Here is a 22,854-nt window from a genome sequence, read left to right as displayed (position 1 = left end):
TGAGGAGCCGGCCACCGGAGCGACGGGCACGGGAGCGGGTGCCGGCGGGCGCTCGGGCACGGGCTCGGGCGCTGCCACGGGCGCGGGTGCAGGCGGGGGCGCGGCCGGCGGGGTCGGCAGGGTGTCCGCGCCGGCGCCGAGCAGCCTCGCGGAGCTGGAGCGGCAGGTCGCCGAGCGCCGCGACGGGCCCGCGTACGGCCAGGACTCGCTGATCAGCTGCGACCGGCTGGTGCGGATCTTCACCGCCGACGGTGTGGAGGTGCAGGCTCTCCAGGGCCTCGACCTCCTCGTCGGGAAGGGCGAGCTGATGGCCCTGGTCGGCGCCTCGGGCAGCGGCAAGTCCACCCTGCTCAACATCCTGGCCGGGCTCGACGTCCCCACCGCGGGCGCGGCCTCGGTCGGCGGCTACGACCTGCTGGCCATGGACGCCAAGTCCCGGCTCCGCTACCGCCGTGAGGTCGTCGGCTTCATCTGGCAGCAGACGTCGCGCAACCTGCTGCCGTATCTGACCGCGGCCCAGAACGTCGTCCTGCCCATGCAGTTGTCCGGCCGCGGCGGCCTGCGGCAGAAGCGGCAGCGCTCCGCCCGGGCCGCGGAACTCCTCGGCATCCTGGGCGTCTCCCACTGCCACGACCGGCACCCGGGCCAGATGTCGGGCGGCGAGCAGCAGCGGGCCGCCATCGCGGTCGCGCTGGCCAACGACCCGGCGGTCGTCCTGGCCGACGAGCCCACAGGCGAGCTGGACTCCAGCACCGCCGAACAGGTCTTCGGTGCCTTCCGCACCGCCAACGAGCAGCTGGGCACCACCGTCGTGGTCGTCACCCACGACCAGGCCGTCGCCGACGCGGTGCACCGCACGGTCGCCATCCGGGACGGTCGCACCGCCTCCGAGGTGGTCAGGCGCACCGAGATCGACGAGCACGGCCGGGAGTCGGTGGTCGCGCGCGAATACGCCACCGTCGACCGGGCCGGCCGGCTGCAGCTGCCCCGCGACTACGCCGAAGCCCTGGCCATCCGCCGCCGCGTGCTGCTGGAACTCCAGCCGGACCACATCACCGTCCGCCCCGACGACCACCCGGGGCAGCCGGACGAGCAGTCGGGCTGAGCGCCGGACCGGCCGGCGGGCCACGGGCGACCGGGGGCCGAAGGCGGGGTCGAGTCCTGAACCCGGGCCGGGGATCAGGCGGGGGATCAGGCCGTGGATCAGGCGGGCGAGAAGGTCAGGCCCGCCGCGGGCGACTCGCGCCGCACCGCCACCGAGCCGTATCCGGTGCGCAGCCGGGTCCAGGGGCCCGCCGCCAGCAGCGCGAAGGTGTCCTCGCCGTCCCCGCGCAGGAAGCCCAGCGCATGGGCCGCGTGCACCACGCGCAGGGTGGTGCCCTGGTAGGGCCGGGTCCACAGCTCCTCCGCGAGCGCGTCGAGCACCGCCCGGGTGCGCTCCTGCTGCGGCAACTCCTCGGTGCGGGCCCGGAATTCCGCCACCGCCTCGGCCGCCGCCTTGCGCACCTGCTCCGGGTCGAACTCCGCCATCCGCCGCCACCCGCCGCGGGGCGGCAGCAGCCCGGCCCAGGCGGGGCCGGTGACGGACGGCGGCAGCTCGAAGCCCTCGGGCGCGGCGGTCACCACTTCGAGCAGCTGCCCGGCCGACACCGTCGCGTCGACCGCGGCGGCCAGCGCCTCGGCGCCCCGCAGCGCGGCACTGCGCACAGCGAGCACGCCGCCGAACGGCGGGTGCCCGAAGACCCCCAGCGCCGGCTCGTCCCGCGCGGAGCGCAGCCGCACCACGGCCGCCTTGTCCCAGCGCACCAGCCGCCCGAGGAAGGCGGCCAGATCCGCCGCCTCCCCTGCGCCGTCGCCACCGCCGGTGCCGCCGTCGTGGCCGAGGACCAGCCGGACTGCGGTCATACGGCGACGGCTCCGTCGTCGTCGCGGTACTTCTCCAGGAAGGACCGCTCCTCGGCCGTGATCCGCCGGGGCCGCCCCAGTGCCAGGTTGTACGGCACCACGACGGTGGACGCCCGCGCGTAGACCGTCTCCTCGTCCTTCACCTCGTAGCGGACCGTCATCGACGCGGCCGATATGTCGGTCACCCAGGTCTCGACGTCCACCGGGGCATGCCGGTGGACGAGGGGCCGCAGGTAGTCGATCTCGTGCCGGGCGACCACGGAGCCGCCGGTGAAGGACGCGCTCCCCTCCCCCGGCGCCAGGCGGAACATGAAGTCGATCCGCGCCTCCTCCAGATAACGGAGGAAGGCCACGTTGTTGACGTGCCCGAAGGCATCCATGTCCGCCCAGCGCAGCGGGCAGCGGAAGATGTGCCGTGCCATCAGCCGCGCGTCAGCTTCTTGTAGGTGGCGCGGTGCGGCCTGGCCGCGTCGGGGCCGAGCCGCTCGACCTTGTTCTTCTCGTAGGACTCGAAGTTGCCCTCGAACCAGAACCACTTCGAGTTGCCCTCGTAGGCCAGGATGTGGGTGGCCACCCGGTCGAGGAACCAGCGGTCGTGGGAGACGACCACGGCCGCACCGGGGAATTCGAGCAGCGCGTTCTCCAGCGACGACAGCGTCTCGACGTCGAGGTCGTTGGTCGGTTCGTCGAGCAGCAGCAGGTTGCCGCCCTGCTTGAGGGTGAGCGCCAGGTTCAGCCGGTTGCGCTCACCGCCGGACAGCACTCCGGACGGCTTCTGCTGGTCGGGGCCCTTGAAGCCGAACGCCGACACGTAGGCCCGCGACGGCATCTCGACCTGGCCGACGTTGATGTAGTCCAGGCCGTCGGAGACGACCTCCCACAGCGTCTTCTTCGGGTCGATGTTGGCGCGGTTCTGGTCGACGTAGGAGATCTTCACGGTCTCGCCGACCTTGATGACGCCGGAGTCGGCCTCCTCCAGGCCCTGGAGCATCTTGAACAGCGTGGTCTTGCCCGCGCCGTTGGGGCCGATGACGCCCACGATGCCGTTGCGCGGCAGGGTGAACGACAGGTCGTCGATCAGCACCTTGTCGCCGAACGCCTTCGACAGGTGCTGGACCTCCACCACGATGGCGCCCAGCCGCGGCCCCGGCGGGATCTGGATCTCCTCGAAGTCCAGCTTCCGCATCTTGTCGGCCTCGGCCGCCATCTCCTCGTAACGCGCAAGGCGCGCCTTGGACTTGGCCTGCCGGCCCTTGGCGTTGGAGCGGACCCACTCCAGCTCTTCCTTGAGCCGCTTCGCCCGCTTGGCGTCCTTCTGGCCCTCGACCTTGAGCCGCGACGCCTTGTTCTCCAAGTAGGTCGAGTAGTTGCCCTCGTACGGGATCGCCCGGCCGCGGTCCAGCTCCAGGATCCACTGCGCCACGTTGTCCAGGAAGTACCGGTCGTGGGTGACGGCCACGACGGTGCCCGCGTACTTGGCCAGGTGCTGCTCGAGCCACTGCACGGACTCGGCGTCCAGGTGGTTGGTGGGCTCGTCGAGCAGCAGCAGGTCGGGCGCCTCGAGCAGCAGCTTGCACAGCGCCACCCGGCGCTTCTCGCCACCGGAGAGCGTCGTCACCTGCCAGTCACCGGGCGGGCAGCCCAGCGCGTCCATGGCCTGCTCGAGCTGCGCGTCCAGGTCCCACGCGTTCGCGTGGTCCAGCTTCTCCTGGAGCTTGCCCATCTCGTCCAGCAGGGCGTCGGAGTAGTCCGTCGCCATGAGTTCCGCGATCTCGTTGAACCGGTCCAGCTGCGCCTTGATCTCGGCGACACCGTCCTGCACGTTCTCCAGCACGGTCTTGGACTCGTCCAGCGGCGGCTCCTGCAGCAGCATGCCGACGCTGAAACCGGGCGACAGGAAGGCGTCGCCGTTCGACGGCTGCTCCAGGCCCGCCATGATCTTGAGCACGGTGGACTTACCGGCACCGTTCGGGCCGACCACACCGATCTTCGCGCCCGGCAGGAAGCTCAGCGTCACATCATCGAGGATGACCTTGTCGCCGTGCGCCTTGCGCGTCTTGCGCATCGTGTAGATGTACTCAGCCAAGAGAAACCGTCCGGCAGATCGAGAAGGGCCAATGTGCGGCTCCGCCGCGTGAGGGCAGATACACCCCATCTTGCCAGCCGTCCACCCATCGGGGCGAACGGGTGGGCCGACGGCCGCCCCCGGCCCGCGGGTCCGCACCCTCCGAGCGCCCGCCCGCGCGGTGGCCGGGCGGCGTCGGCCGTCCGGATCAGGGCACGGCCACCGCGCCGACCGGTGGTGGAGCCGCCGGCTCCGGGAGGGTCGCGGGCGGCACCGAGGTCCGGCTGAATCGCGCGACGCCGCGTGCCAGGTCGTGCCCGACGGCCACCGCCTCGATCTCCGCCGCCGTGTAGCGGCGGCCGTCCCGCTCGTCCTCACGGATCTTCAGCCGCCCCTGGACGACCAGCGGCTCGCCGAGCCCCACCGACTCCTTGACGTGTCCCGCGAGGGTCCTCCAGGCGCGCACCGTGTAGAAGCTGGTCGCGCCGTCGGTCCAGGCCCCGCGCTCCGCGTCCCAGCGGCGCGCCGTGGTGGCAAGCCGGAAGCGGGTGACCCCCACTCCGGTGGCGGTGGTGTACATCTCGGGCTCCGTCGCCACGTTTCCCACGACGGTCACCAGGGTCTCGTTCATCGCACGGTCCTCGCTCTCTGCGGTGTCCCGCGGTGGGACGCCCTGAGAACATCGTGCCCCGTATCCGGGCAATCACGGAGAGACCCTCTCGAATCTGTGGATAACCGCGTGCCTGTGGACAAACGCGTCACTCGGACGTGGGGGAATGGCATCATCACGCGTGGGGATCATGCCGGGTGGGGATCGCGCGCGTGCGGCGCCCGCGGAGAGGTACCGGCGACCACCGCGAACTGCTCGCGCACCTCGCGGTAGCGCATCAGCTCGGCCGCGACCGGTTCCAGCACCCTCGCCCTGCCGCAGTCGGCGGCGCCGTCCCGCAGCCGCCGCTCCGCGGTCTGGCCGTATCTGCGCGCGGGACCGCGGGCGGCGACCCGGCAGCCCGCGGCGACCAGCGGGCCGCCGATTCCGCCGACCCCGACCATCACCACCGGCACCCACCAGGTGAGCTCGATCGAGCCGACCGCGAGTGTGCTCAGGCACACCGCGCCCGCGACCGCCAGCGCCATCAGCAGCCACTGCACGACTCGGGCCGCCGACCACCAGCCGGGCCGCTCCGACGGCCCCGGCTCCGCCCGCCGCGCGGCGCCGTCCAGCGCCACCGGCAGGCTCTCGCCGCCGCGCCGCGCCGCTTCACGGACCGCCTGGGCCCAGGGCCCCGGCAGCCCCCTGGCGGCGTCGGCGGCCAAGCCGCGCACGGCCTCTCCGACCAGCGGCCGGGAGGCCACGGGCCCGGCGAAGCCGCCCGCGTCGGCCTGGGCGCTCCGCCGTACGAGTGAAGTCGGCGTTTCCCGGAAGCCGGGGGAACCGGCGCCCCCGGCGGTCCGTTCTCCCCTCAGCCGCTCCCACGGTGTGCCGCACGCCGCACGGGCGGCAGCCACCCAGTCCCTTTCGACCGACTGACCCACCCCGGCCGCCCCCACGGCGTCCGCAAGCCGGTCGACGAATTCCTCCCGCGCCGGATCGGTGAGACCGGCGCCGCCCTCGCCCACGTAGAGCGGGTGCAGCCGCAGTGCCATCCGGTCCAGGTCGGCGGCCAGCCGGCGGCCGGCCGCGGTGCGCTCCGCGACGATCTGCGCCAGCACACCCCGCAGGTCGGGCACGCCGCGCCCGGTGAGCGCGGAGGCGGCCAGCACCACCGCACCTGCCTCGCCGTGCTCGCCCACCGCGAGTCCGTCCTCGTCGAGGAGCCGCCGCAGGTCGTCGAGCACCAGGTCCGCCGAGTCCCCCGGCAGCCGGTCGACCTGGTTCAGCACCAGCACCGTCACATCGGCGTGCCCGGAAAGGGGGCGCAGATAGCGTTCGTGCAGCGCCGCGTCGGCGTACTTCTCGGGGTCGAGCACCCAGACGACGACATCGACGAGCTGGAGCAGCCGGTCCACCTGCGCACGGTGCCCGGGGGCGGCGGAGTCGTGGTCCGGGAGGTCGATCAGGACGAGTCCGTCCAGGCCGGCCCGCTCGGCCGGGGCGCCGTCGGCGCGCTCGCCGCCGGCCTCGTCAAGCTGCGAGCCGGCCGCGCACTCGTCGTCACCGACCGGGATTCCGGCAGCGCCGCCGTAACCGCCGCCGGCAGGTCCCCCGTGGTGTGGATCCGCACCGGCGGCACCATCCGCAAGGGCGTCACGGGAGTCGCCGGTGCCGGGGTCGGCGTCCAGGGCGGCCGCCTCGTCGCGGCCCGCGCCACCGGCCGGCGCCGGGATCCGGGCGCTTCGCCGGGCGTAGCGGTCCTGGGGGGCGATGCCGAGCCGGTCCAGCAGGCCCGCTGCCCGATCGGGGTGCCAGGCGCAGGCGATCGGGCGGGCCGTGGTGGGCCTGCGCATGCCGGTCTCGGACAGCGGAAGGCCGGCCAGGGCGTTGAAGAGCGCCGACTTGCCGCTGCCGGTGGCACCCGCCAGAGCCACCACGGTGTGTTCGAGGGAGAGCCGCCGCCGCTCACCGATCCGCTCCAGCAGCTGCCCGGCCTCGGCGAGGGCGTCCGGGCTGATCCTGGTCCTGGACAGGCCGAGCAGTTCGCCGAGTGCGTCCACCCGCGCGCTGAGCGGGTCGGTCACCACGGCTCCCGCCGGCCCCACGGGCCCGCGATCGGAGTGGGAACCTGCTCCCGCGCCCGAAGCGGGGGACACGGGGCCGGGGCGGCCGCGCCCCGCGTCCGGGGTCGTGGCCGGCAGGCCGCTGGTGGTCGAGCGCACCGGGATCACCTCTCCTTCTGCAGTAGGGACAGCGCGGAGATCAGTGCGGCCTGCTGCCCTGCCGTGACGTCGAGGCTGTCGACCGGCGCGAGCCTGCGGTCGCGCTCCCCGTCGAGCAGCCCGGCGACGGCGTCGGCCAGCCGGTCCCGCGCCGCGTCGCGCATGCGGAGGGCGGCCTGGGCGCCGATGGTCTCGGCGAGGTGCTCCCCCGCGACGCGTCCGCGCCGGCCGCCGAGCAGCGCGGTGGCCAGCAGGGCGGCGATGTCCTCGGGTGCGGCTGCCGGGCGCTCGCTGTCGCGTGCTGCCCGCAGATGGGCCCGTGCGAGATCCGTCAGGGTCCGGCACCAGCGGCGTACACCCTTGTCGATCCGGGCGGCGACGGCCACCCGGTCGCGGTCCGGGCGGCAGGCGGGGTCGTCGAGGAGTGCGGGGCCCGCCGGGTCGCGCTGCCAGATGTCGGCGATGCGCTCGTCCGCGGCGTCGGTCTCGGTGCGCACCAGCGCGGCCAGTTCCTCCGCGAGCGCGTGCTGGAGGGTGCCTGCGCCGCAGGCGGGGTAGCCCTGCCAGTGCGCCAGCGCCTCGCCTGCCAGCGGGACCCCGGCCCGCACCGCGGTGTCGATGTGCTTGGCGGCCACCTCGTAGGCGTCCTCCGCGACCCGGGCCAGCCGCAGCGCGGCGGCGTGCTGGGCGGCGGAGGCGTTGGCCAGGGCGGGCATGCGGCTGCGCAACGAGTCGAGGACGCCGGCGGCCGTGCGGCGGGCGGCGTGCTGCCGTGCGGCCGGGTCCTGGGCGCAGTGGGTGAGCCACTCGCGCAGCGCGGCGACGGTGGTCTGCGGCAGCAGTCCCCCGCCGCCGGTCGACTCGGGAAGTTCAGGGATGGTGAAGCGGGGCACGTCGCCGAGGCCCGCCTTGGCCAGCAGGGCGGCGTAGTGCCTGCTGACGTCGTCGGCGATCTGGTGCGGGACGCGGTCAAGGACGGTCGCCAGGGTCACGTCGTACTCCCTGGCGGTGCGCAGCATGTGCCAGGGCAGCGCGTCGGCGTAGCGGGCGGCGGTGGTGACCAGGATCCAGATGTCGGCCGCGCAGATGAGTTCGGCGGCGAGTTCGCGATTGCGGGTGACGAGGGAGTCGATGTCGGGAGCGTCGAGGAGGGCCAGGCCGCGCGGAAGGGAGTCGTCGCACTCCAGCCGGAGTTCGGCCCGGGCGGGCTCGCTGCGGTCGGGAGCGTCGTCGTCGCCCCTGACCCGCTGGCGCACGGCCCATGCGCGGGTCAGTCCGGGCAGCACCCGCGGGTCGGCGAACCAGGCGCGGTCCTCGGGGTGGCAGACCAGGACCGGAGTGCGGGTGGTGGGACGCAGGACACCGGATTCGCTGACACGACGGCTGATAAGTGAGTTGACAAGTGTCGACTTGCCGGCGCCTGTCGATCCGCCGACCACCGCGAGCAAGGGCGCCTCCGGCGCCGTGAGCCGGGGCACCAGATAGTCGTCCAGCTGGGTCAGCAACTCCTGGCGGCTCCTGCGCGCCCGGCCCGCGCCGGGCAGTGGGAAGGGGAAGCAGGCGGCCTCGACGCGGTCACGCAGCGCGGACAGCGCGTCGATCAACTCTGGCCGTACGTCCAAGATCGCCACGTCGGCAGAATGCCCCATATTGGAGCATTTACGAAGCGCATTTCGGGTAATTGGCCGCATTCAGCCCGGATGCGCCCAACCGGCGGCAGCCCGCGCGACCTGCCGCCCGGGGCCCGGGAGCCACTCAAGACCCGCGGAAAGACCGCCCGATGGTCACGGGAGGGGCCGCGGAAGTCCGCCGAATCGCCGCTCCACGGTGTCGCATGATGCTCAGGGGCCGGAATGAGCCACGGGCATAACGAGTGCACAACAGCAGTGTTGCGACCCGTCAAAAGCGATGCGACTTCCGCGCCTGCCTGCGATTATCGGACCGCTTCACCGAACCTCCACAACGTGTCACGCGGGTGAAGCAGACGGCAGCACGGACGCGGCGCCCTATCCTTGACCTCGGTACAGGTCACGGAACCAGCCAGGGGCGAAGACAGCCGCGACCACTGTCCGGCCCCCGTAGCTCAGCGGATAGAGCAGGCGCCTTCTAAGCGCTTGGCCGCAGGTTCGAGTCCTGCCGGGGGCGCTCCCACGCGGCCGACGACCCATCCGGGCGCCGGCCGCCGCCACCGGTGGTGCCGTATGTCGCGGACCACCGAAACGCGGGTCGCCTGGAATGTAACGGGACCCGCGTAGCGACCGTGTAAGGACCGCCTCCCCCACGGCCGGCACACTCCCGCACCCCGCACCGGCATTTCTTACGAACCCCGGACGGTGGGGCGAAATGCCCGTTTCATCACGACAGTGGCGTGTTGCGCGAGTTAGCGTGACGACCGTTCCGGCAGCAACTCCCCGAGTCGCCGACTCCGTTGCCACACACGGCAGTCGGCGGCTTCCCAGGCATGCCGGACGCACCTCGAAAGTGCTTTCCGACCTGTATGAGGAGATCGGTATGTCGTCCACCGTCCGCAAGACCCGCGCAGCCCTCGCAACCGCCGTCGGCACCGTCACGGTGGCGGCGGCCGCCGTACTCGCCGCCCCCGGCGCGGACGCCGCCGCGCCGCGACACACCACCGAGCGCGACAGCGCCCCCGTCTTCGTCCAGAGCGACAACCCCACGGCGAACACCGTCGTGGCCTACCACCGCAACCGCGACGGCTCGCTCGGCCACGGCGAGGTCTACGCCACCGGGGGCCGCGGCGGCGTGCTCGACGGCTCGGTCGTGGACCACCTCGCCTCGCAGGGCGCGCTCGGCTACGACCGCGGGAACGGGCTGCTGTACGCGGTGAACGCCGGCAGCGACACCGTCACCGTCTTCGCGGTCCAGGGCGACCGGTTGCGGCGCCTCCAGATCGTCCCGTCCGGCGGCGACTTCCCGGTGAGCGTCGCCACCCACGGCAACCAGGTGTACGTGCTCAACGCGCGCGACGGCGGCTCGGTCCAGGGCTACGTGTGGGACGGCAGGCAGTTGGTCCTGCGGGCCGACAGGCACCGCGGCCTCGGCCTCGCCGCGGGCTCGCCGGAGTTCACCCACACCCCGGCCCAGGTCGGCTTCACCCCCGACGGTTCGAAGCTGGTCGTCACCACCAAGGCCGGGGCCGACACCATCGACGTCTTCCCGCTCACCTCGTCCGGCGCGCCCGCCGCCCGCCCGGTGGTGACCTCGACTCCCGGCGCGGTCCCGTTCGGCTTCACCTTCGACCGGGCGGGACGGCTGCAGGTCACCGAGGCAGGACCCAACGCGGTGGCCACCTTCACCGTCCACCGTGACGGCACCCTGCACCAGGTCGGCGACGCGGCCACGGGGCAGATGGCGACCTGCTGGGTGGTCGCGACCGGTGACCACCTCTACGCGTCCAACGCGGGCAGCGCGACCCTGTCCGGCTACCGGGTCGAGCGGCACGCCCCGCTGACCGCGCTCGGCAACACCCCGACCCACGACGGCACGGTGGACGCCGCCGCCTCCTCCGACGGCCGCAACGTCTACGTGCAGACCGGCGCGCAGGGCGTCGTGGACGAATTCCGCGTCGGCCGCGACGGCTCGCTCACCCGGATCGGCTCGGTCACGGTGCCCGGCGCGATCGGCGGCGAAGGCATCGCGGCCGGCTGACAGGCGGGCCGCGGCCATCCTGCGCGGCATCCGCCACACACCACGATCGAAAAGGTACGTGTAGTGCACCCGCAGCCTCGCCACTCCCGCCCGCACCACTGGTCGGTGAGGGTGGCGAGGTTTTGCGGAAGTCGTACGAGTCTCTTATGGGGTTGTGAGATGGTGTGCGCCGTAGCCACCTCTGCCGGACCGCAGGTAAGGCGGCCTGTAAAGCGACGGCCGCCCGGCAGTCGCGTCGGGGCCATGGGGTAGTTTGCTTTCTCCGCGTGCTATCGATGCGAGGATCGTTTGCGTATGGATTCCACACTCCCCGGGGCCACGTCGGCCGCGTCGGCGGCACGGCGGCGGAGGCGGCTGACCCACAGGATCAGGGACGGCCTCCGCGATCTGAGCGTCCAGTTGGCACTGCTGAACCACCAGGTCGGCATGCATCTCGACCTGCGGGACGCCGACCTCGAATGCCTGGACCTGATCAGCCGCTACGGGCCGATCGGGCCCACCGCCCTCGCCAAGCGCGCCGGTATGCACCCCGCCACCCTGACCGGCGTGCTCGACCGGCTGGAACGCGGCAACTGGGTGGTGCGCACCCCGAATCCGACCGACCGCAGAGCCGTACTCGTCCAGGTGGTCAAGGAGCGCGCCGATGAGGTCACCTACCTCTTCTCCGGGCTGAACACCGCCGTCGACGGGATCTGCGCCGAATACGACGACGACGAACTCGTGCTGATCGCGGACTTCCTGCTGCGTACGTCACGCGCCGGGCGGATCGCCACCGACGAGCTCGCCGACAGCTGACATCCCGCGCCCGGCGGCGATGTCACACTTCACCGCGGCCCCTCATCTCAGTTGGACAGGTGCGTTCAACGAGGAGGCCACGCATGTCCGACGACCCCGCTGAGCTGCCCGACGACACGGCCACCCGGGTGTTCGCCGCACACCGCGAGCTGCTCTTCTCGGTGGTCTACGGCATGCTCGGCAGCGTCGCGGACACCGAGGACGTACTCAGGGACACCTGGCTCGCCTGGGTGAGCGACGGCGGCCCGCACCCGGCGGAAGAGCACGACCGGGACCCCGGCGAGCTGTACGCGTGCCTGCTGCGGATCGCCGTGGCACGCACGCTGGCCCGGCAGTCCGGCATCAGCCGCCGCCGAGCGGCGTACGTCGGACCCTGGCTGCCGGAACCGCTGGTCACGGAACCGCGGCAGAAGGCGCCTTCCACAGAACCCCCCGCCGGTGGCGTCTCCCGGCCGGCGCCACGGAGCGGGTCGGTGTCGATGGCGCTGCTGATGGTGATGGAGACGCTGCCCCCGCTGGAGCGGGCGACCTTCGTCCTGAACGATGTCTTCGGCTACTCGCACGCCGAGGTCGCCGAGATCCTCGGCCGCCACCCCGGCATCGTCCGGCAATCGGCGCACCGGGCACGGGAGCACGTCCGGTCCCGCCGCCCGTACCACCCCGGGGATCCGCGGCTCCGGCGGCAACTGACCGAGCGGTTCGTCGCCGCCACGATGGCCGGTGACCTTCCCACGCTGCTGGACATGCTCGGCCCTGACGTGACGATGTGGACCGACGGCGGCGGCAGGGTCCGCTCCGCACTTCGCCCGGTGTCCGGACCGGAACGCGTCGCCAGATTCCTCAGCGGCTACGCGGCGTCGCACCCGCCGAGAGGGCTCGACGTGCGCTACCGGCATGTCAACGGCGACCCTTCCGCGGTCGTCTTCTCCGGAGACTCCCCCTACGCCGTCATGGTGCTGGACCTCGGCGCCCCCGACGACAGGGTCACGGGCATCTACCTGGTCACCAATCCCGACAAGCTGTCCCGGGTCCCCCGGCCCTCGGGCTCCAGGCAGGACCAGGTACGGGACCAGGCCCAGGACCCGCCTCCCGGCCGGGACCGCTGAGCGGGCGGCACGCGGCGACCCGTGCGGCAGGGCGGGTGATCAGCCGGCCGCCGGCGCCAGCCGCTCCCGCAGGAATTCCGCCACCCGCTCGCGGGCGGCGAGAGCGGGGTGCCCGGGGGTGTCCCTGACCTCGGCGGTCGGTACGGAGTGCGCCGTGGCCTTGAATCCCCCTTCGTTGCCCTTCGCCGAATCGATTTCGATCACTTCGAAGGCCTCGCCGAGACTGCGGCGCAGGGTCGCGAAGCGGCTTCGCGGCGCACCCCTGTCCTCACTGAAGCGCAAACCGAGCAGGCACAGGCCCGACTCCTTGGTGCGGGCGACCACGGCGTCCAGTTCCTGCGGCGACACACCGGGGTCGGCGGCCCGCCTGGCGCCCACCGGGAGGGGCAGCGCGGGCTGGCTCAGCACCGGTGCGAGCACCACGTCCTCGACTGCGGCGGCCAGCGCGAAGCCGCCGGTGAAGCACATTCCGATCACGCCGACCCCGCGCCCCGGTGTGCGGGCCGCCAGGTCACGGGCCAATGCCCTGAGGTAGTCGGCGAAAGGGCGGTGCGCACCGGTGGCGAACGCCCGGAATTCGGCGGACACGCACAGCCTGGCGAAGGTGGCGGCGGCGTAGCCGGCGCTGACCTTGCGACCGGGCTCGCCGAAGGGGGACGGAATCGCGACGGTGAAAGCCTTGCCGACAAGATGGTCCGCCAGAGCCATCGTCTCGGGAGTCATCCCGGGGACCTCGGGGACCAGCACCACTCCGGGCCCCTCGCCCTTCTCGTACACGTCATGGGTGAAACCGCCGCCGGTGAACGGGCTGCTGCGCCAACCCGTCAAGTCGGAGGCGGGTACTGGTGCGGGGCCGGTCATCAGGGGTTCTCCTCGGCGATCGGTGCGCCCCGTGGCGCACGGCGGTGGCCGCGCCGGCCGGCTGCGTGAAGCCCTTCCCCTGGGAAGGCCGTGGACGCGCATCCCCATACTTCCCGCCCGCCGGTCCGGGCACCCTCTCCACCTGATCGCACTGTCACCCGTTCGCGACTTTTGTCACCGTTACGCGGGTTCCCCGTCACAGAAGATCAACAAGCCCATGCGGCTTTCCCTCACATGTCGTTGGCCCGACAAGTCTGCTGACAGACAGTCACATTCACTCGGAGGTAGCAGACATGCCGGACCGGACCCTGTGGTCGTATGCGGACATCGCCGCGCACATCCGCGTGCAGGTCGACACCGTGCGCTCCTACCGCAAGCACGGGCACTTGCCTGATCCCGACCATGTGGAAGGGGGCAAGCCCTACTGGTACGCGGACACGATCAGGGCATGGAGCGCCCGGCGACCGGGAAACCGCGGCCGCCGGGATCCGGACTGACCGTCAGTTCCTGCCTGCGGGCTCGGGGTCCCGCCGTTCACCGGAGCGCGGGGCCCCGACTGCCGTGTCGGGCTCGTGAGACCCGGCGCCCTCGGATATGCCGAAGCGGTCGTGGAATCGGCGCAGCACCGGCGGGGCCCACCAGGTGGCCTTCCCTGTCAGCCGCATGACCGCGGGCACCAGCAGGGTGCGGATCACCATCGCGTCCATCAGCACCGCCAGGGCGATGCCCAGTCCCAGCATCTTGGTGTTGGACACCCGGGACATGCCGACGGCGACCATCACCACCGCGAGGATGACCGCGGCGGCCGTGATCAGCCCCCCGGTCCTGCGGAGCCCGAAGACGATGGAGCCCTGGTGGTCACCGGTCCTGTCGTACTCCTCCTTGATCCGGGAGAGCAGGAAGACGCCGTAGTCCATGGAGAGCCCGAAGGCCACGCAGAACATCAGCACCGGCAGTGTGGTCTCGATGCTGCCCGTCGCGGTGAATCCGAGCAGCCCGGACAGATGGCCGTCCTGGAAGACCCAGACCACCGCGCCGAACATCGCCGTCAGACTGAGGGCGTTGAGCAGCACCGCCTGGACCGGGACCACCACGCTGCCGGTCAGCAGGAACACCAGGAGCAGCGTGACCAGGCCGATGATGCCCGCCGCCCAGGGCAGTCGCCGCGCTATGGCGTGCTTGGTGTCCACCAGCACAGCGGCCTGTCCGGTGACCGAGGCGCGGAAGCCGCTCGGCACTCCCCGGATCTCTCCGACCAGGTGCTGCGGGCCCGCGTCCACCGCCACGCCGCGCGGGATCACCGTCAGATACGCGGTGCCCGCCTCCTTGCCGGTGACGGGGCCCTCCACCCGTATCACGCCGGGCAGCGCCGCCACCTGGCGCCGGTAGTCGGCCAGCCCGGCCGGGTCGGCACCCTCGGCGAGCACCGTGATCGCACCGACAGGACTGCCGGCGTAGTCCTGCCGGAGGTGCTGCTGCACGGTGTGGGACTCGGCCGTGGCCGGCAGTTGCCGGTCGTCCGCCGCACCGAACCGCACCTGCAGGAAGGGCAGGCCGAGCAGCAGCAGCGCCGCCACCGCACCGACCGCGAAGGCCGGGGCCCGGCGCATCACCAGCCGGGCCAGCGCGGCATAGCGCGCGCCGGACTCCGCCGCGGACCGGCCCCCCGGGCCGCTCCTGCGGCGCAGCAGGCTCCGCAGGTCCAGCGCGTTGACCCGCTCCCCGAGCAGCACCAGCGCGGCCGGCAGCACGATCAGGGCCGCCCCTGCGGCCAGCAGCACCACGGCGACACCGGCATAGGCGAAGGAGCGGAGGAAGTACTGCGGGAAGACCAGCATGGCCGACAGCGCGGCGGCCACGGTGAGCGCGGAGAACAGCACGGTGCGGCCCGCCGTCCGCAGCGTCGTCGCCACCGCCGGGCGTGGCTCGGCGCCGGCCGCCAGTTCCTCGCGGAACCGTCGGACGATGAAGAGGGCGTAGTCGATCGCCAGTCCGAGGCCGAGCGCGGTGGTCAGGTTCTCGGCGAAGACCGACACGTCGGTGAATCCGGTGATGCCGCGCAGCACCGCGCTGGTGCCGAGAATCGCGATGACGCCGATGCCCAGCGGCAGCAGCGCGGCGACGGCGCTGCCGAAGACCATGACCAGCAGGACCAGGGTGATCGGCAGGGCGATCGCCTCGGCCCGCACCAGGTCCTGCTGGATGGTGGTCTGCATCTCGTGCAGGACCTCGGCATTGCCGCCGACGGTCACCCGGACCGGCCCGTGCGTGCCCCGGTAGGCCGAGGCGATCCGCTTGACCTCGGTGGCCACCGCGTCGTCGTCCCCTCGCAGCCGCGCAGTGATCATCGCCGAGCTGCCGTCCTCGGCCCGGAGCACCGGCGCGCGGGTGTCCCAGTACGAGGTCACACCGGCCACGTCGGGGTCCGCGGCGAGGCTGCCGGCCAGCCGCCGCCCCTGCGCCGCGACCGCGGGGCTGTCCGGGTCCGCGCCCCGGGTGTCGACCAGCAGCACGAGATTGGGCTGCGAGTCGGGGAAGTGCTCGGCGAGGGCTGCGGTGGCATACGAGGACTGGGAGCCGGGGGCTTCGAAGCCGCCGCTCGACAGCCGGTCCCCGACACCGTTTCCCGCGGCCACGGCGAGCGCGGTGAACAGCAGCGCCAGCATCAGGACCAGTCGCGGCTTCGCTGTCACGGCCCGCGTCCAGCCCCCGACCGCACCCGTGCGGTTGACATCGGACATGACAGAGGTGTCCTCTCCCCCTAGAACGACATAAAATCACAAACACGAACGACCGCTCGCATTCCAAGAATGCGAGCGGGTGCTCGTGTTTGTCAATCCCCCCTGGGAGTACACGTGTCCGAGGCGGACGAGAGACCGAGGCGGCGCCAGGCGCGCGGCGAGCGGCGCATCACCCAGCTGCTCCAGGCCGCCGCCAGCGTCTTCTGCACGCTGGGCTACACGGCGTCCAGCACCAACGCCATCGCGCGTGAGGCCGGCGTGTCACCCGGCACGCTCTACCAGTTCTTCCCGAACAAGGAGGCCATCGCCGTCGAGCTCGGCGGCAAGCTGATCAGGGAGATGGAGGAGGCGCACGGGCGCGTCTTCACGGCGGAGAACGCCCGGCTCCCGCTGGACCGGCTCATCGACGCGGTGGCCGACCCCTTCATCGAGTTCAACTGCGCCAACCCCGCCTTCCTCGCGCTGATCAAGGGCCCGGACGCGCCTGGCAAGGTCGCGGAGGACCACGACACCCTGCATGCCACGCTGCTCGACGGGGTCTCCTGGATCCTGGCCCTGCGCCGGCCGTCGCTCTCCGCCGTCGAACGCACGCTGATCGCCGAGATGTCCTTCGCGATGTTCAAGGCCGCGCTCGACCTGGTGGTGCAGAGCGAGGGCGCGGAGCGCGCCGCGTACGCCGCGGAGATGAAGAGCATGCTCTACCGCTACCTCGCGCCCTACGTCGGCACCGGGCCGGTGGTCATCGGAGCGGCCGAGACATCGGCGGCGCACGCGGCGCTGGGGGCGACAGCCGCACAGCACGCGGCGGCGGCCGACCGTGCGGCGGCCGCCGCCGACGCCGACAGGGCGCAGGAGGCTACTTCCCGCGCCCTGCCGAGGAGCAGCTGAAAGTGCCGTCGTGACCGTCACGGTCCCCCGCGGGCGGTCCGACCCTGGTCGCTCCGCCCCTGCCCGGCGGTGCGGCGATCCGGGTCGTCGACGCGCCCTCCTCACGGGCGAGTGAGGCCGCCACCACGGCCGAGGGCCGCGCCATACCGGTGCCCTGGCGGCGTTCCCTGGCCCGTGAGGCCCACTGCGCGGCCATGCCGATGCCGGCGACCAGCAGGGATATCCCGAGGCCCAGGGAAAGCGCGTAGAAGGAATTCGACGCGGCCCGCCCGCTCACATACCCGGCACCGACCGAATACGAGGCCCAGACCGCCTCGGCCACCCCGGCACCGATCGCGTAGCGGCGCGCGGGATAGCGCATGATGCCCGCCGCGAGGCCCCCGATCACCCGGCCGCTCGGCAGGAACCGCACACCGATCACGAACGGCACGCCATGCCGCTGGATGCGCATCGCCGCCCACCTGAGCAGTGCCTCACGGCGCGGCTTGCGGTGCATGCGGCTGAGCACCCTGGAGCTGAGCGCCTGCCCGGAGCGGTGCATGACCAGATCCCCGAGCAGCGCGCTGCCGGCGACCACGAGCAGCACGAGGGCGAGATTGAGATGGCCTTCCGCGGCCATCACACCGCCGGTCACGAGCAGCACGGAGTTGGGCACGAGCGGCGGAGCCGTGGTAGCGGCAAGCAGCGCGTACGCCCAGATGACGTGCCCACCCCGCAGGTACTCGGCGAGCCCGGAGGTGAAGTCAAGTGCCGACACACTCAGTGCAACGTCCATCCCGCCGCCCCTCTTCCCCGCCCTTTGTTCAACGCTGACAGCGGGGGGCGGGGACGGCAAGCGGGTTAACCGGTGTTCAGCCGATTCACGGGAAAGGTCATCCTGAGGGCCCAGGAGGGCTACTCCTCAGGTATTACGGCCAACTCCGGTACGCCGTCCGGCGGATGCGCCCCGGGGGAATGCACGCAGGCCTGTCGGACGCCTCACCGGCCGAGGAGTTCGCCGCCGTTGCACTGGAGGATCTCGCCGGTGATGAAGCCGGCGTCGGGCGAGGCGAGGAAGAGCACCGCGGCGGCGACGTCCGCCGGGCGGCCGACCCTCCCGACCAGGGTGCGGCCCGCCCGCCTGGTCAGCTCGGCGTCGTTGAGCCGCGAGCCGAAGAACTCGGTGCCCGCGACCGTGCCGGGCGCCACGATGTTGCAGGTCACGCCCTGCGGGCCGAGCTGCGCCGCGAGCGAGTGGTTCCAGGCGTGCAGGGCCGCCTTCGAGGCGCCGTACGAGCCGCCGCCGCGCAGCGCGGCCACCGAGGTCACCGTCACCACCCGGCCGCTTTCGGTGGTGAAGCGGTCACGGAGCGACTCGGTGATCAGGACCGCGGTGAGGACGTTGCGCTCGAAGTCGCCGCGCCAGCGGGCCAGCACCCCGTGCGGCCCCGCACCGACGGCGAGCTCCCGGCTTCCCGCGTTGTTCACCAGCACGTCGACCCGGTCGGGCAGCTGCGACAGCGCGGCCTCGACGTCGTCGGGATCGGCCAGGTCGCAGACCACCGGCGTGATGTCCAGCCCGCGCTCCGCCCGGATCTCGTCGACGGTGGCGTGCAGTACCTCACGGCGGCGGCCGATGATCGTGACCCGGTGGCCGTCCTCGGCGAAGCGCAGCGAGACGGCCCGCCCGATGCCCGTACCGCCACCGGTCACGACGATGTTGCGCACCGCTGCCGCGCTCTGTGCCATGTGCTCCACCCCTCGAGAAGAGACAGCACGCTACGGGATCCACCCGAACCGGCCGCGAGCGGGGTAGCCTGCGGAAACAGCCTTCGCGAAGAGACGTAGATCACACGGCGGAGAACGTAACCATTACAGTGGTTGGCGGGTCTTATGTCTTGAGCGCCGCGCTCCCGGTGGAGCCGGTGGGGGGCTGTAGGTCGGACCGTCTTGGGGGACGGTCCGGAACGCGTCGCCGGGGCGACACCCGGGGAGCTTGAGCGGCCCTCCCGGGCCGTTTTCGTCCCGGCAACGGCGCAGCCGCCGAAAAGCTCCCGGTCGGACCCGTGGGGGGATCCGTCCGGGGAACGGGGAGCGCCCCGTGCCGGACCCGTGGGGGGATCCAGCGCGGGGCGCTTCCTTTTGCCTGTCCGCAGTGTGCGGTGTGCGGACGCGGGGCTCCTCAGCGGGCCTCGACCGAGACGTAGTCGCGGATCTCGACGCCGGTGTAGATCTGCCGCGGACGGCCGATCCGGGATCCGGGCTCCTTGATCATCTCGTGCCACTGGGCGATCCAGCCCGGCAGCCGGCCGATGGCGAACAGCACGGTGAACATGCTGGTCGGGAAGCCCATCGCGCGGTAGATGAGACCCGTGTAGAAGTCCACGTTCGGGTAGAGCTTGCGGGACACGAAGTAGTCGTCGCTGAGCGCGTGCTCCTCCAGCTTCAAAGCGATGTCCAGCAGCTCGTCGGACTTGCCGAGCGCGGAGAGGACATCGTGGGCCGCCGCCTTGATGATCTTCGCCCGGGGGTCGAAGTTCTTGTAGACGCGGTGCCCGAAGCCCATCAGCTTGACGCCGTCCTCCTTGTTCTTCACCTTGCGGATGAAGGAGTCCACGTCACCGCCGCTGGCCTGGATGCCCTCGAGCATCTCCAGCACGGACTGGTTGGCCCCGCCGTGCAGGGGGCCCCACAGCGCGCTGATGCCGGCCGAGATCGAGGCGAACTGGTTCGCCTGCGAGGAGCCGACCAGGCGGACGGTGGAGGTCGAGCAGTTCTGCTCGTGGTCCGCGTGCAGGATGAACAGCTTGTCCAGCGCGCTGACCACGACCGGGTCGAGCTGGTACTCCTCGGCCGGGACGGAGAAGGTCATCCGCAGGAAGTTCTCGACGTAGCCGAGGTCGTTGCGCGGGTAGACCACCGGCTGGCCGACGGACTTCTTGTATGCGTATGCCGCGATCGTCGGCAGCTTGGCGAGCAGCCGGATCGTGGAGAGGTGGCGCTGCTCGGGGTCGAACGGGTTGTGGCTGTCCTGGTAGAACGTCGACAGCGCGCTGACCACGGACGACAGCATCGCCATCGGGTGGGCGTCGCGCGGGAAGCCGTCGTAGAACCGTTTGACGTCTTCGTGCAGAAGGGTGTGCTGGGTGATCTCGCCCTTGAATTCCGCCAGCTCGTCGACCGTCGGCAGTTCGCCGTTGATCAGCAGGTAGGCGGTCTCGAGGAACGTGCCGCGCTCGGCAAGCTGCTCGATCGGATAACCGCGGTAGCGAAGGATGCCCTCCTCGCCGTCGAGGAAAGTGATCGCGGACTTGTAGGCCGCGGTGTTGCCGTAGCCGCTGTCCAGCGTCACCAGGCCCGTATCGGCCCGCAGCTTTCCGATGTCGAAGCCCTTGTCGCCGACCGTGCTGTCAACCACCGGGTAACTGTGCTCGCTGTCCCCATACCGCAGTACTACAGAGTTGTCGCTCACGTCATTCCCTCACCGACGGTTTTGCCTCTTCTTCGAGGTGCCCTGACTACGTCCACTGTCCCCCATTTGGCGCGCACGCGTGCACTCGGGGTCGGCCATGGGGCCGAAAAGTGGCACGGAGTGCCTATTTTGCGCCTCCGGACAGCCGGTGGTCGAGAGCTGTGAAGCGACGGCCCGCGGAAACCGTGCGTACCGCCTGCCCGATCGCACGCCGGGAGCCGACCAGGACAACCAGGCGTTTCGCCCTGGTCACAGCCGTGTAGAGCAGGTTGCGCTGGAGCATCATCCACGCCCCTGTGGTGACGGGGATCACCACCGCCGGATACTCGCTGCCCTGGGAGCGGTGGATGGTCACCGCGTAGGCGTGCGCCAATTCGTCGAGTTCGTCGAAGTCGTATCCGATCTCCTCGTCCTCGTCGGTGTGCACGGTGAGCCGCTGCTCGACAGCGTCCAGGGCGGTGACCACCCCCACGGTGCCGTTGAAGACGCCGTTGGCGCCCTTGTCGTAGTTGTTGCGGATCTGGGTCACCTTGTCGCCCACACGGAAGGTCCGGCCGCCGAACCGGCGCTCCGGCAGGTCGGGGCGGGCCGGGGTGACGGCCTGCTGGAGCAGCCCGTTGAGCGCGCCGGCGCCGGCCGGGCCGCGGTGCATGGGGGTGAGCACTTGGACGTCGCGCCTGGGGTCGAGGCCGAATTTGGCGGGGATCCGGCGGGCGACCACGTCGACGGTGAGACGGCCCGCCTCCTCGGAGTCCTCCTCGGCGAACAGGAAGAAGTCGGGCAGCCCCTGGGTGACCGGGGGCAGCCCGGAATTGATCCGGTGCGCGTTGGTGACCACGCCGGACTGCTGGGCCTGCCGGAAGATCCGGGTCAGCCGCACGGCCGGCACCGGGCTCTCGGCCGCCAGCAGGTCGCGGAGCACCTCGCCCGCCCCGACGCTCGGCAACTGGTCCACGTCTCCCACGAAGAGCAGGTGGGCTCCCGGCGGCACCGCCTTGACCAGCTTGTTCGCCAGCAGCAGGTCCAGCATGGAGGCCTCGTCGACCACCACCAGGTCGGCGTCGAGCGGCCGGTCCCTGTCGTACGCGGCGTCGCCGCCGGGTTTCAGCTCCAGCAGCCGGTGCACGGTGGACGCCTCGGCCCCTGTCAGCTCCGACAGCCGCTTCGCCGCCCGCCCCGTGGGGGCCGCGAGCACCACCTTGGCCTTCTTCGCCCGTGCCAGCGTGACCACCGAGCGCACCGTGAAGGACTTGCCGCAGCCGGGCCCGCCGGTGAGGACGGCGACCTTCTCCGTCAGGGCCAGCCGGACGGCCTGCTGCTGCTCGGGGGCGAGGTCGGCCCCGGTCTGCCCGGCCAGCCAGCTCAGCGCCTTGTCCCAGTCGACGTCCCGGAAAGCGGGGAGCCGGTCCTCCGGCCCTTTCAGCAGTCGCGCCACCTGCGCCGCGAGCGATATCTCGGCGCGGTGGAAGGGCACCAGGTAGACGGCCGTGACCGGCTCGCCGTCCCCGTCGGGGGCGGGCACGCTCTCACGGACCACACCCTCCTCCTGGGCCAGTTCGCCCAGGCAGTCGATCACCAGCCCGGTGTCCACCTGGAGCAGCTTCACCGCGTCCGCGATCAGCCGCTCCTGCGGCAGGTAGCAGTTGCCGTTGTCGGTCGCCTGTGACAGGGCGTACTGGAGACCGGCCTTCACCCGCTCCGGGCTGTCGTGCGGTATCCCCACGGCCTGGGCGATCCGGTCCGCGGTCAGGAAGCCGATGCCCCACACCTCGGCGGCCAGCCGGTAGGGCTGGTTCTTCACCACGGAGATCGACGCGTCGCCGTATCCCTTGTAGATGCGGACCGCGATGGACGTCGAGACGCCCACCCCCTGGAGGAAGACCATCACCTCCTTGATCGCCTTCTGCTCCTCCCACGCGGCGGCGATCAGCTTGGTGCGCTTCGGTCCGAGGCCGGGCACCTCGATCAGGCGCTTGGGCTCGCCCTCGATCACGTCCAGGGTGCCGGTCCCGAAGTGGTCCACGATGCGCTCGGCGATCCGCGGCCCGATGCCCTTGATCAGGCCGGAGCCCAGATAGCGGCGGATGCCCTGGATGGTGGCCGGCAGGACCGTCGTGTAGTTCTCCACGGTGAACTGCTTGCCGTACTGCGGGTGCGAGCCCCAGCGGCCGTGCATCCGGAGGGACTCGCCGGGCTGGGCGCCCAGCAGCGCGCCGACGACCGTCAGCAGGTCCGCCGAGCCGCGGCCGGTGTCCACCCGCGCGACCGTGTATCCGTTGTCCTCGTTGGCATAGGTGATCCGCTCCAGGACACCTTCGAGTACCGCGAGCCCGCCGTCCGCCACGCCTGGGCCTCCTCCACCGGAACCGATCTGGTCCGAAGGTACCGGCCGGCACGGACACCGCGTCCGTGGCCTGTGGACAACTCCCCCTCGCCCGCGAGGGGGAGCTCTGCCGCCCCGGCCTGGCGAGGTGCGGACGCGCGAGAGGGGTCCGGCGGCTGCCGGACCCCTCTCGCGCTCCCCCTGCTACCCCCGAAGCCCCCCTCGGGCGCATT

Annotated in this window: 18 protein-coding genes and 1 tRNA gene; 7 read left to right on the top strand and 12 right to left on the bottom strand. The window is 71.9% G+C overall.

The window, feature by feature from the left end; all coding sequences use genetic code 11:
• Positions 1–121 precede the first annotated feature (121 nt).
• Entirely contained in the window at positions 122–1,105 is a 984-nt protein-coding gene (locus ACGFMP_RS06040; protein ID WP_393670577.1) for an ABC transporter ATP-binding protein, read from the top strand.
• 98 nt (positions 1,106–1,203) lie between these two features.
• Here ACGFMP_RS06040 and ACGFMP_RS06035 read toward each other — a convergent pair whose 3' ends face one another.
• From ACGFMP_RS06035 to ACGFMP_RS06010, 6 genes are all read right to left on the bottom strand, one after another.
• Complete coding sequence (locus ACGFMP_RS06035; protein ID WP_393670575.1) at positions 1,204–1,905, bottom strand: hypothetical protein; 702 nt, start codon at positions 1,903–1,905, stop codon at positions 1,204–1,206.
• Entirely contained in the window at positions 1,902–2,327 is a 426-nt protein-coding gene (locus tag ACGFMP_RS06030) for an acyl-CoA thioesterase (RefSeq protein ID WP_393670574.1), read from the bottom strand. Before ACGFMP_RS06030 ends, ACGFMP_RS06035 begins: the two co-directional genes overlap by 4 nt.
• A complete protein-coding gene (gene ettA / locus ACGFMP_RS06025) occupies positions 2,327–3,991 on the bottom strand; it encodes an energy-dependent translational throttle protein EttA (RefSeq protein WP_393670573.1) in 1,665 nt (554 codons plus the stop codon). Before ettA ends, ACGFMP_RS06030 begins: the two co-directional genes overlap by 1 nt.
• A gap of 187 nt (positions 3,992–4,178) precedes the next feature.
• Complete coding sequence (locus ACGFMP_RS06020) at positions 4,179–4,601, bottom strand: single-stranded DNA-binding protein (RefSeq protein ID WP_393670571.1); 423 nt, start codon at positions 4,599–4,601, stop codon at positions 4,179–4,181.
• Between the two features lie 167 nt (positions 4,602–4,768).
• Complete coding sequence (locus tag ACGFMP_RS06015; RefSeq protein ID WP_393670570.1) at positions 4,769–6,649, bottom strand: ATP-binding protein; 1,881 nt, start codon at positions 6,647–6,649, stop codon at positions 4,769–4,771.
• A 143-nt stretch (positions 6,650–6,792) separates the two neighbouring features.
• A complete protein-coding gene (locus ACGFMP_RS06010) occupies positions 6,793–8,436 on the bottom strand; it encodes a dynamin family protein (protein WP_393670568.1) in 1,644 nt (547 codons plus the stop codon).
• A gap of 423 nt (positions 8,437–8,859) precedes the next feature.
• Here ACGFMP_RS06010 and ACGFMP_RS06005 point away from each other — a divergent pair.
• From ACGFMP_RS06005 to ACGFMP_RS05990, 4 genes are all read left to right on the top strand, one after another.
• Positions 8,860–8,932 (top strand) — tRNA-Arg (locus tag ACGFMP_RS06005).
• A gap of 366 nt (positions 8,933–9,298) precedes the next feature.
• The gene (locus ACGFMP_RS06000; RefSeq protein WP_393670567.1) at positions 9,299–10,456 is read left to right on the top strand and encodes a lactonase family protein; all 1,158 of its coding nucleotides are present in this window, start codon (positions 9,299–9,301) and stop codon (positions 10,454–10,456) included.
• A 294-nt stretch (positions 10,457–10,750) separates the two neighbouring features.
• On the top strand, positions 10,751–11,251 hold the full coding sequence (locus ACGFMP_RS05995) for a MarR family transcriptional regulator (RefSeq protein ID WP_393670565.1): 501 nt from the start codon (positions 10,751–10,753) through the stop codon (positions 11,249–11,251).
• 83 nt (positions 11,252–11,334) lie between these two features.
• Positions 11,335–12,357 carry a sigma factor-like helix-turn-helix DNA-binding protein gene (locus tag ACGFMP_RS05990; RefSeq protein WP_393670563.1) on the top strand — a complete coding sequence of 341 codons (1,023 nt, stop codon included), beginning with the start codon at positions 11,335–11,337 and terminating at the stop codon, positions 12,355–12,357.
• A 39-nt stretch (positions 12,358–12,396) separates the two neighbouring features.
• Here the strand turns inward: ACGFMP_RS05990 and ACGFMP_RS05985 are convergent, their stop codons facing one another.
• Positions 12,397–13,218: a dienelactone hydrolase family protein gene (locus tag ACGFMP_RS05985; RefSeq protein ID WP_393670562.1), complete on the bottom strand. Its 822-nt coding sequence runs from the start codon at positions 13,216–13,218 to the stop codon at positions 12,397–12,399.
• A 293-nt stretch (positions 13,219–13,511) separates the two neighbouring features.
• Between ACGFMP_RS05985 and ACGFMP_RS05980 the strand changes: the two genes are divergently transcribed.
• The gene (locus ACGFMP_RS05980; RefSeq protein ID WP_393670561.1) at positions 13,512–13,715 is read left to right on the top strand and encodes a MarR family transcriptional regulator; all 204 of its coding nucleotides are present in this window, start codon (positions 13,512–13,514) and stop codon (positions 13,713–13,715) included.
• Between the two features lie 3 nt (positions 13,716–13,718).
• Here ACGFMP_RS05980 and ACGFMP_RS05975 read toward each other — a convergent pair whose 3' ends face one another.
• Positions 13,719–15,959, bottom strand: coding sequence for an MMPL family transporter (locus ACGFMP_RS05975; RefSeq protein ID WP_393670560.1), 2,241 nt, complete (start codon positions 15,957–15,959; stop codon positions 13,719–13,721).
• Between the two features lie 114 nt (positions 15,960–16,073).
• Between ACGFMP_RS05975 and ACGFMP_RS05970 the strand changes: the two genes are divergently transcribed.
• A complete protein-coding gene (locus tag ACGFMP_RS05970) occupies positions 16,074–16,847 on the top strand; it encodes a TetR family transcriptional regulator (protein WP_393670559.1) in 774 nt (257 codons plus the stop codon).
• Here the strand turns inward: ACGFMP_RS05970 and ACGFMP_RS05965 are convergent.
• The 4 genes from ACGFMP_RS05965 to ACGFMP_RS05950 all read right to left on the bottom strand — a co-directional run bounded on the left by ACGFMP_RS05965 (position 16,816) and on the right by ACGFMP_RS05950 (position 22,642).
• Positions 16,816–17,622: a DedA family protein gene (locus ACGFMP_RS05965; RefSeq protein ID WP_393670558.1), complete on the bottom strand. Its 807-nt coding sequence runs from the start codon at positions 17,620–17,622 to the stop codon at positions 16,816–16,818. The two genes, ACGFMP_RS05970 and ACGFMP_RS05965, sit on opposite strands and share 32 nt — an antisense overlap.
• Positions 17,623–17,825: 203 nt before the next feature.
• Positions 17,826–18,575, bottom strand: a complete 750-nt coding sequence (locus tag ACGFMP_RS05960; protein WP_393670557.1) for an SDR family NAD(P)-dependent oxidoreductase — start codon at positions 18,573–18,575, stop codon at positions 17,826–17,828.
• 433 nt (positions 18,576–19,008) lie between these two features.
• A complete protein-coding gene (locus ACGFMP_RS05955; protein ID WP_327291045.1) occupies positions 19,009–20,298 on the bottom strand; it encodes a citrate synthase in 1,290 nt (429 codons plus the stop codon).
• 124 nt (positions 20,299–20,422) lie between these two features.
• Positions 20,423–22,642 (bottom strand): ATP-dependent RecD-like DNA helicase, encoded by a 2,220-nt coding sequence (locus ACGFMP_RS05950; RefSeq protein ID WP_393670555.1) that lies wholly within the window; start codon positions 22,640–22,642, stop codon positions 20,423–20,425.
• Positions 22,643–22,854: the final 212 nt, after the last annotated feature.

This window comes from Streptomyces sp. NPDC049040, assembly GCF_043197715.1.
GTDB lineage: Bacteria > Actinomycetota > Actinomycetes > Streptomycetales > Streptomycetaceae > Actinacidiphila.
This window is presented reverse-complemented; position numbering and strand designations above follow the sequence as displayed.

What these genes read in the sequence shown, in the direction of transcription:
- ACGFMP_RS06010 (WP_393670568.1), bottom strand. Translation starts at nt 8,436, where the DNA reads ATGGGGCATTCTGCCGACGTGGCGATCTTGGACGTACGGCCAGAGTTG.
- ACGFMP_RS05980 (WP_393670561.1), top strand. Translation starts at nt 13,512, where the DNA reads ATGCCGGACCGGACCCTGTGGTCGTATGCGGACATCGCCGCGCACATC.
- ACGFMP_RS05995 (WP_393670565.1), top strand. Translation starts at nt 10,751, where the DNA reads ATGGATTCCACACTCCCCGGGGCCACGTCGGCCGCGTCGGCGGCACGG.
- ACGFMP_RS06000 (WP_393670567.1), top strand. Translation starts at nt 9,299, where the DNA reads ATGTCGTCCACCGTCCGCAAGACCCGCGCAGCCCTCGCAACCGCCGTC.
- ACGFMP_RS06030 (WP_393670574.1), bottom strand. Translation starts at nt 2,327, where the DNA reads ATGGCACGGCACATCTTCCGCTGCCCGCTGCGCTGGGCGGACATGGAT.
- ACGFMP_RS06035 (WP_393670575.1), bottom strand. Translation starts at nt 1,905, where the DNA reads ATGACCGCAGTCCGGCTGGTCCTCGGCCACGACGGCGGCACCGGCGGT.
- ACGFMP_RS05975 (WP_393670560.1), bottom strand. Translation starts at nt 15,959, where the DNA reads ATGTCCGATGTCAACCGCACGGGTGCGGTCGGGGGCTGGACGCGGGCC.
- ACGFMP_RS06020 (WP_393670571.1), bottom strand. Translation starts at nt 4,601, where the DNA reads ATGAACGAGACCCTGGTGACCGTCGTGGGAAACGTGGCGACGGAGCCC.
- ACGFMP_RS05960 (WP_393670557.1), bottom strand. Translation starts at nt 18,575, where the DNA reads ATGGCACAGAGCGCGGCAGCGGTGCGCAACATCGTCGTGACCGGTGGC.
- ACGFMP_RS05985 (WP_393670562.1), bottom strand. Translation starts at nt 13,218, where the DNA reads ATGACCGGCCCCGCACCAGTACCCGCCTCCGACTTGACGGGTTGGCGC.
- ACGFMP_RS05990 (WP_393670563.1), top strand. Translation starts at nt 11,335, where the DNA reads ATGTCCGACGACCCCGCTGAGCTGCCCGACGACACGGCCACCCGGGTG.
- ACGFMP_RS05965 (WP_393670558.1), bottom strand. Translation starts at nt 17,622, where the DNA reads ATGGACGTTGCACTGAGTGTGTCGGCACTTGACTTCACCTCCGGGCTC.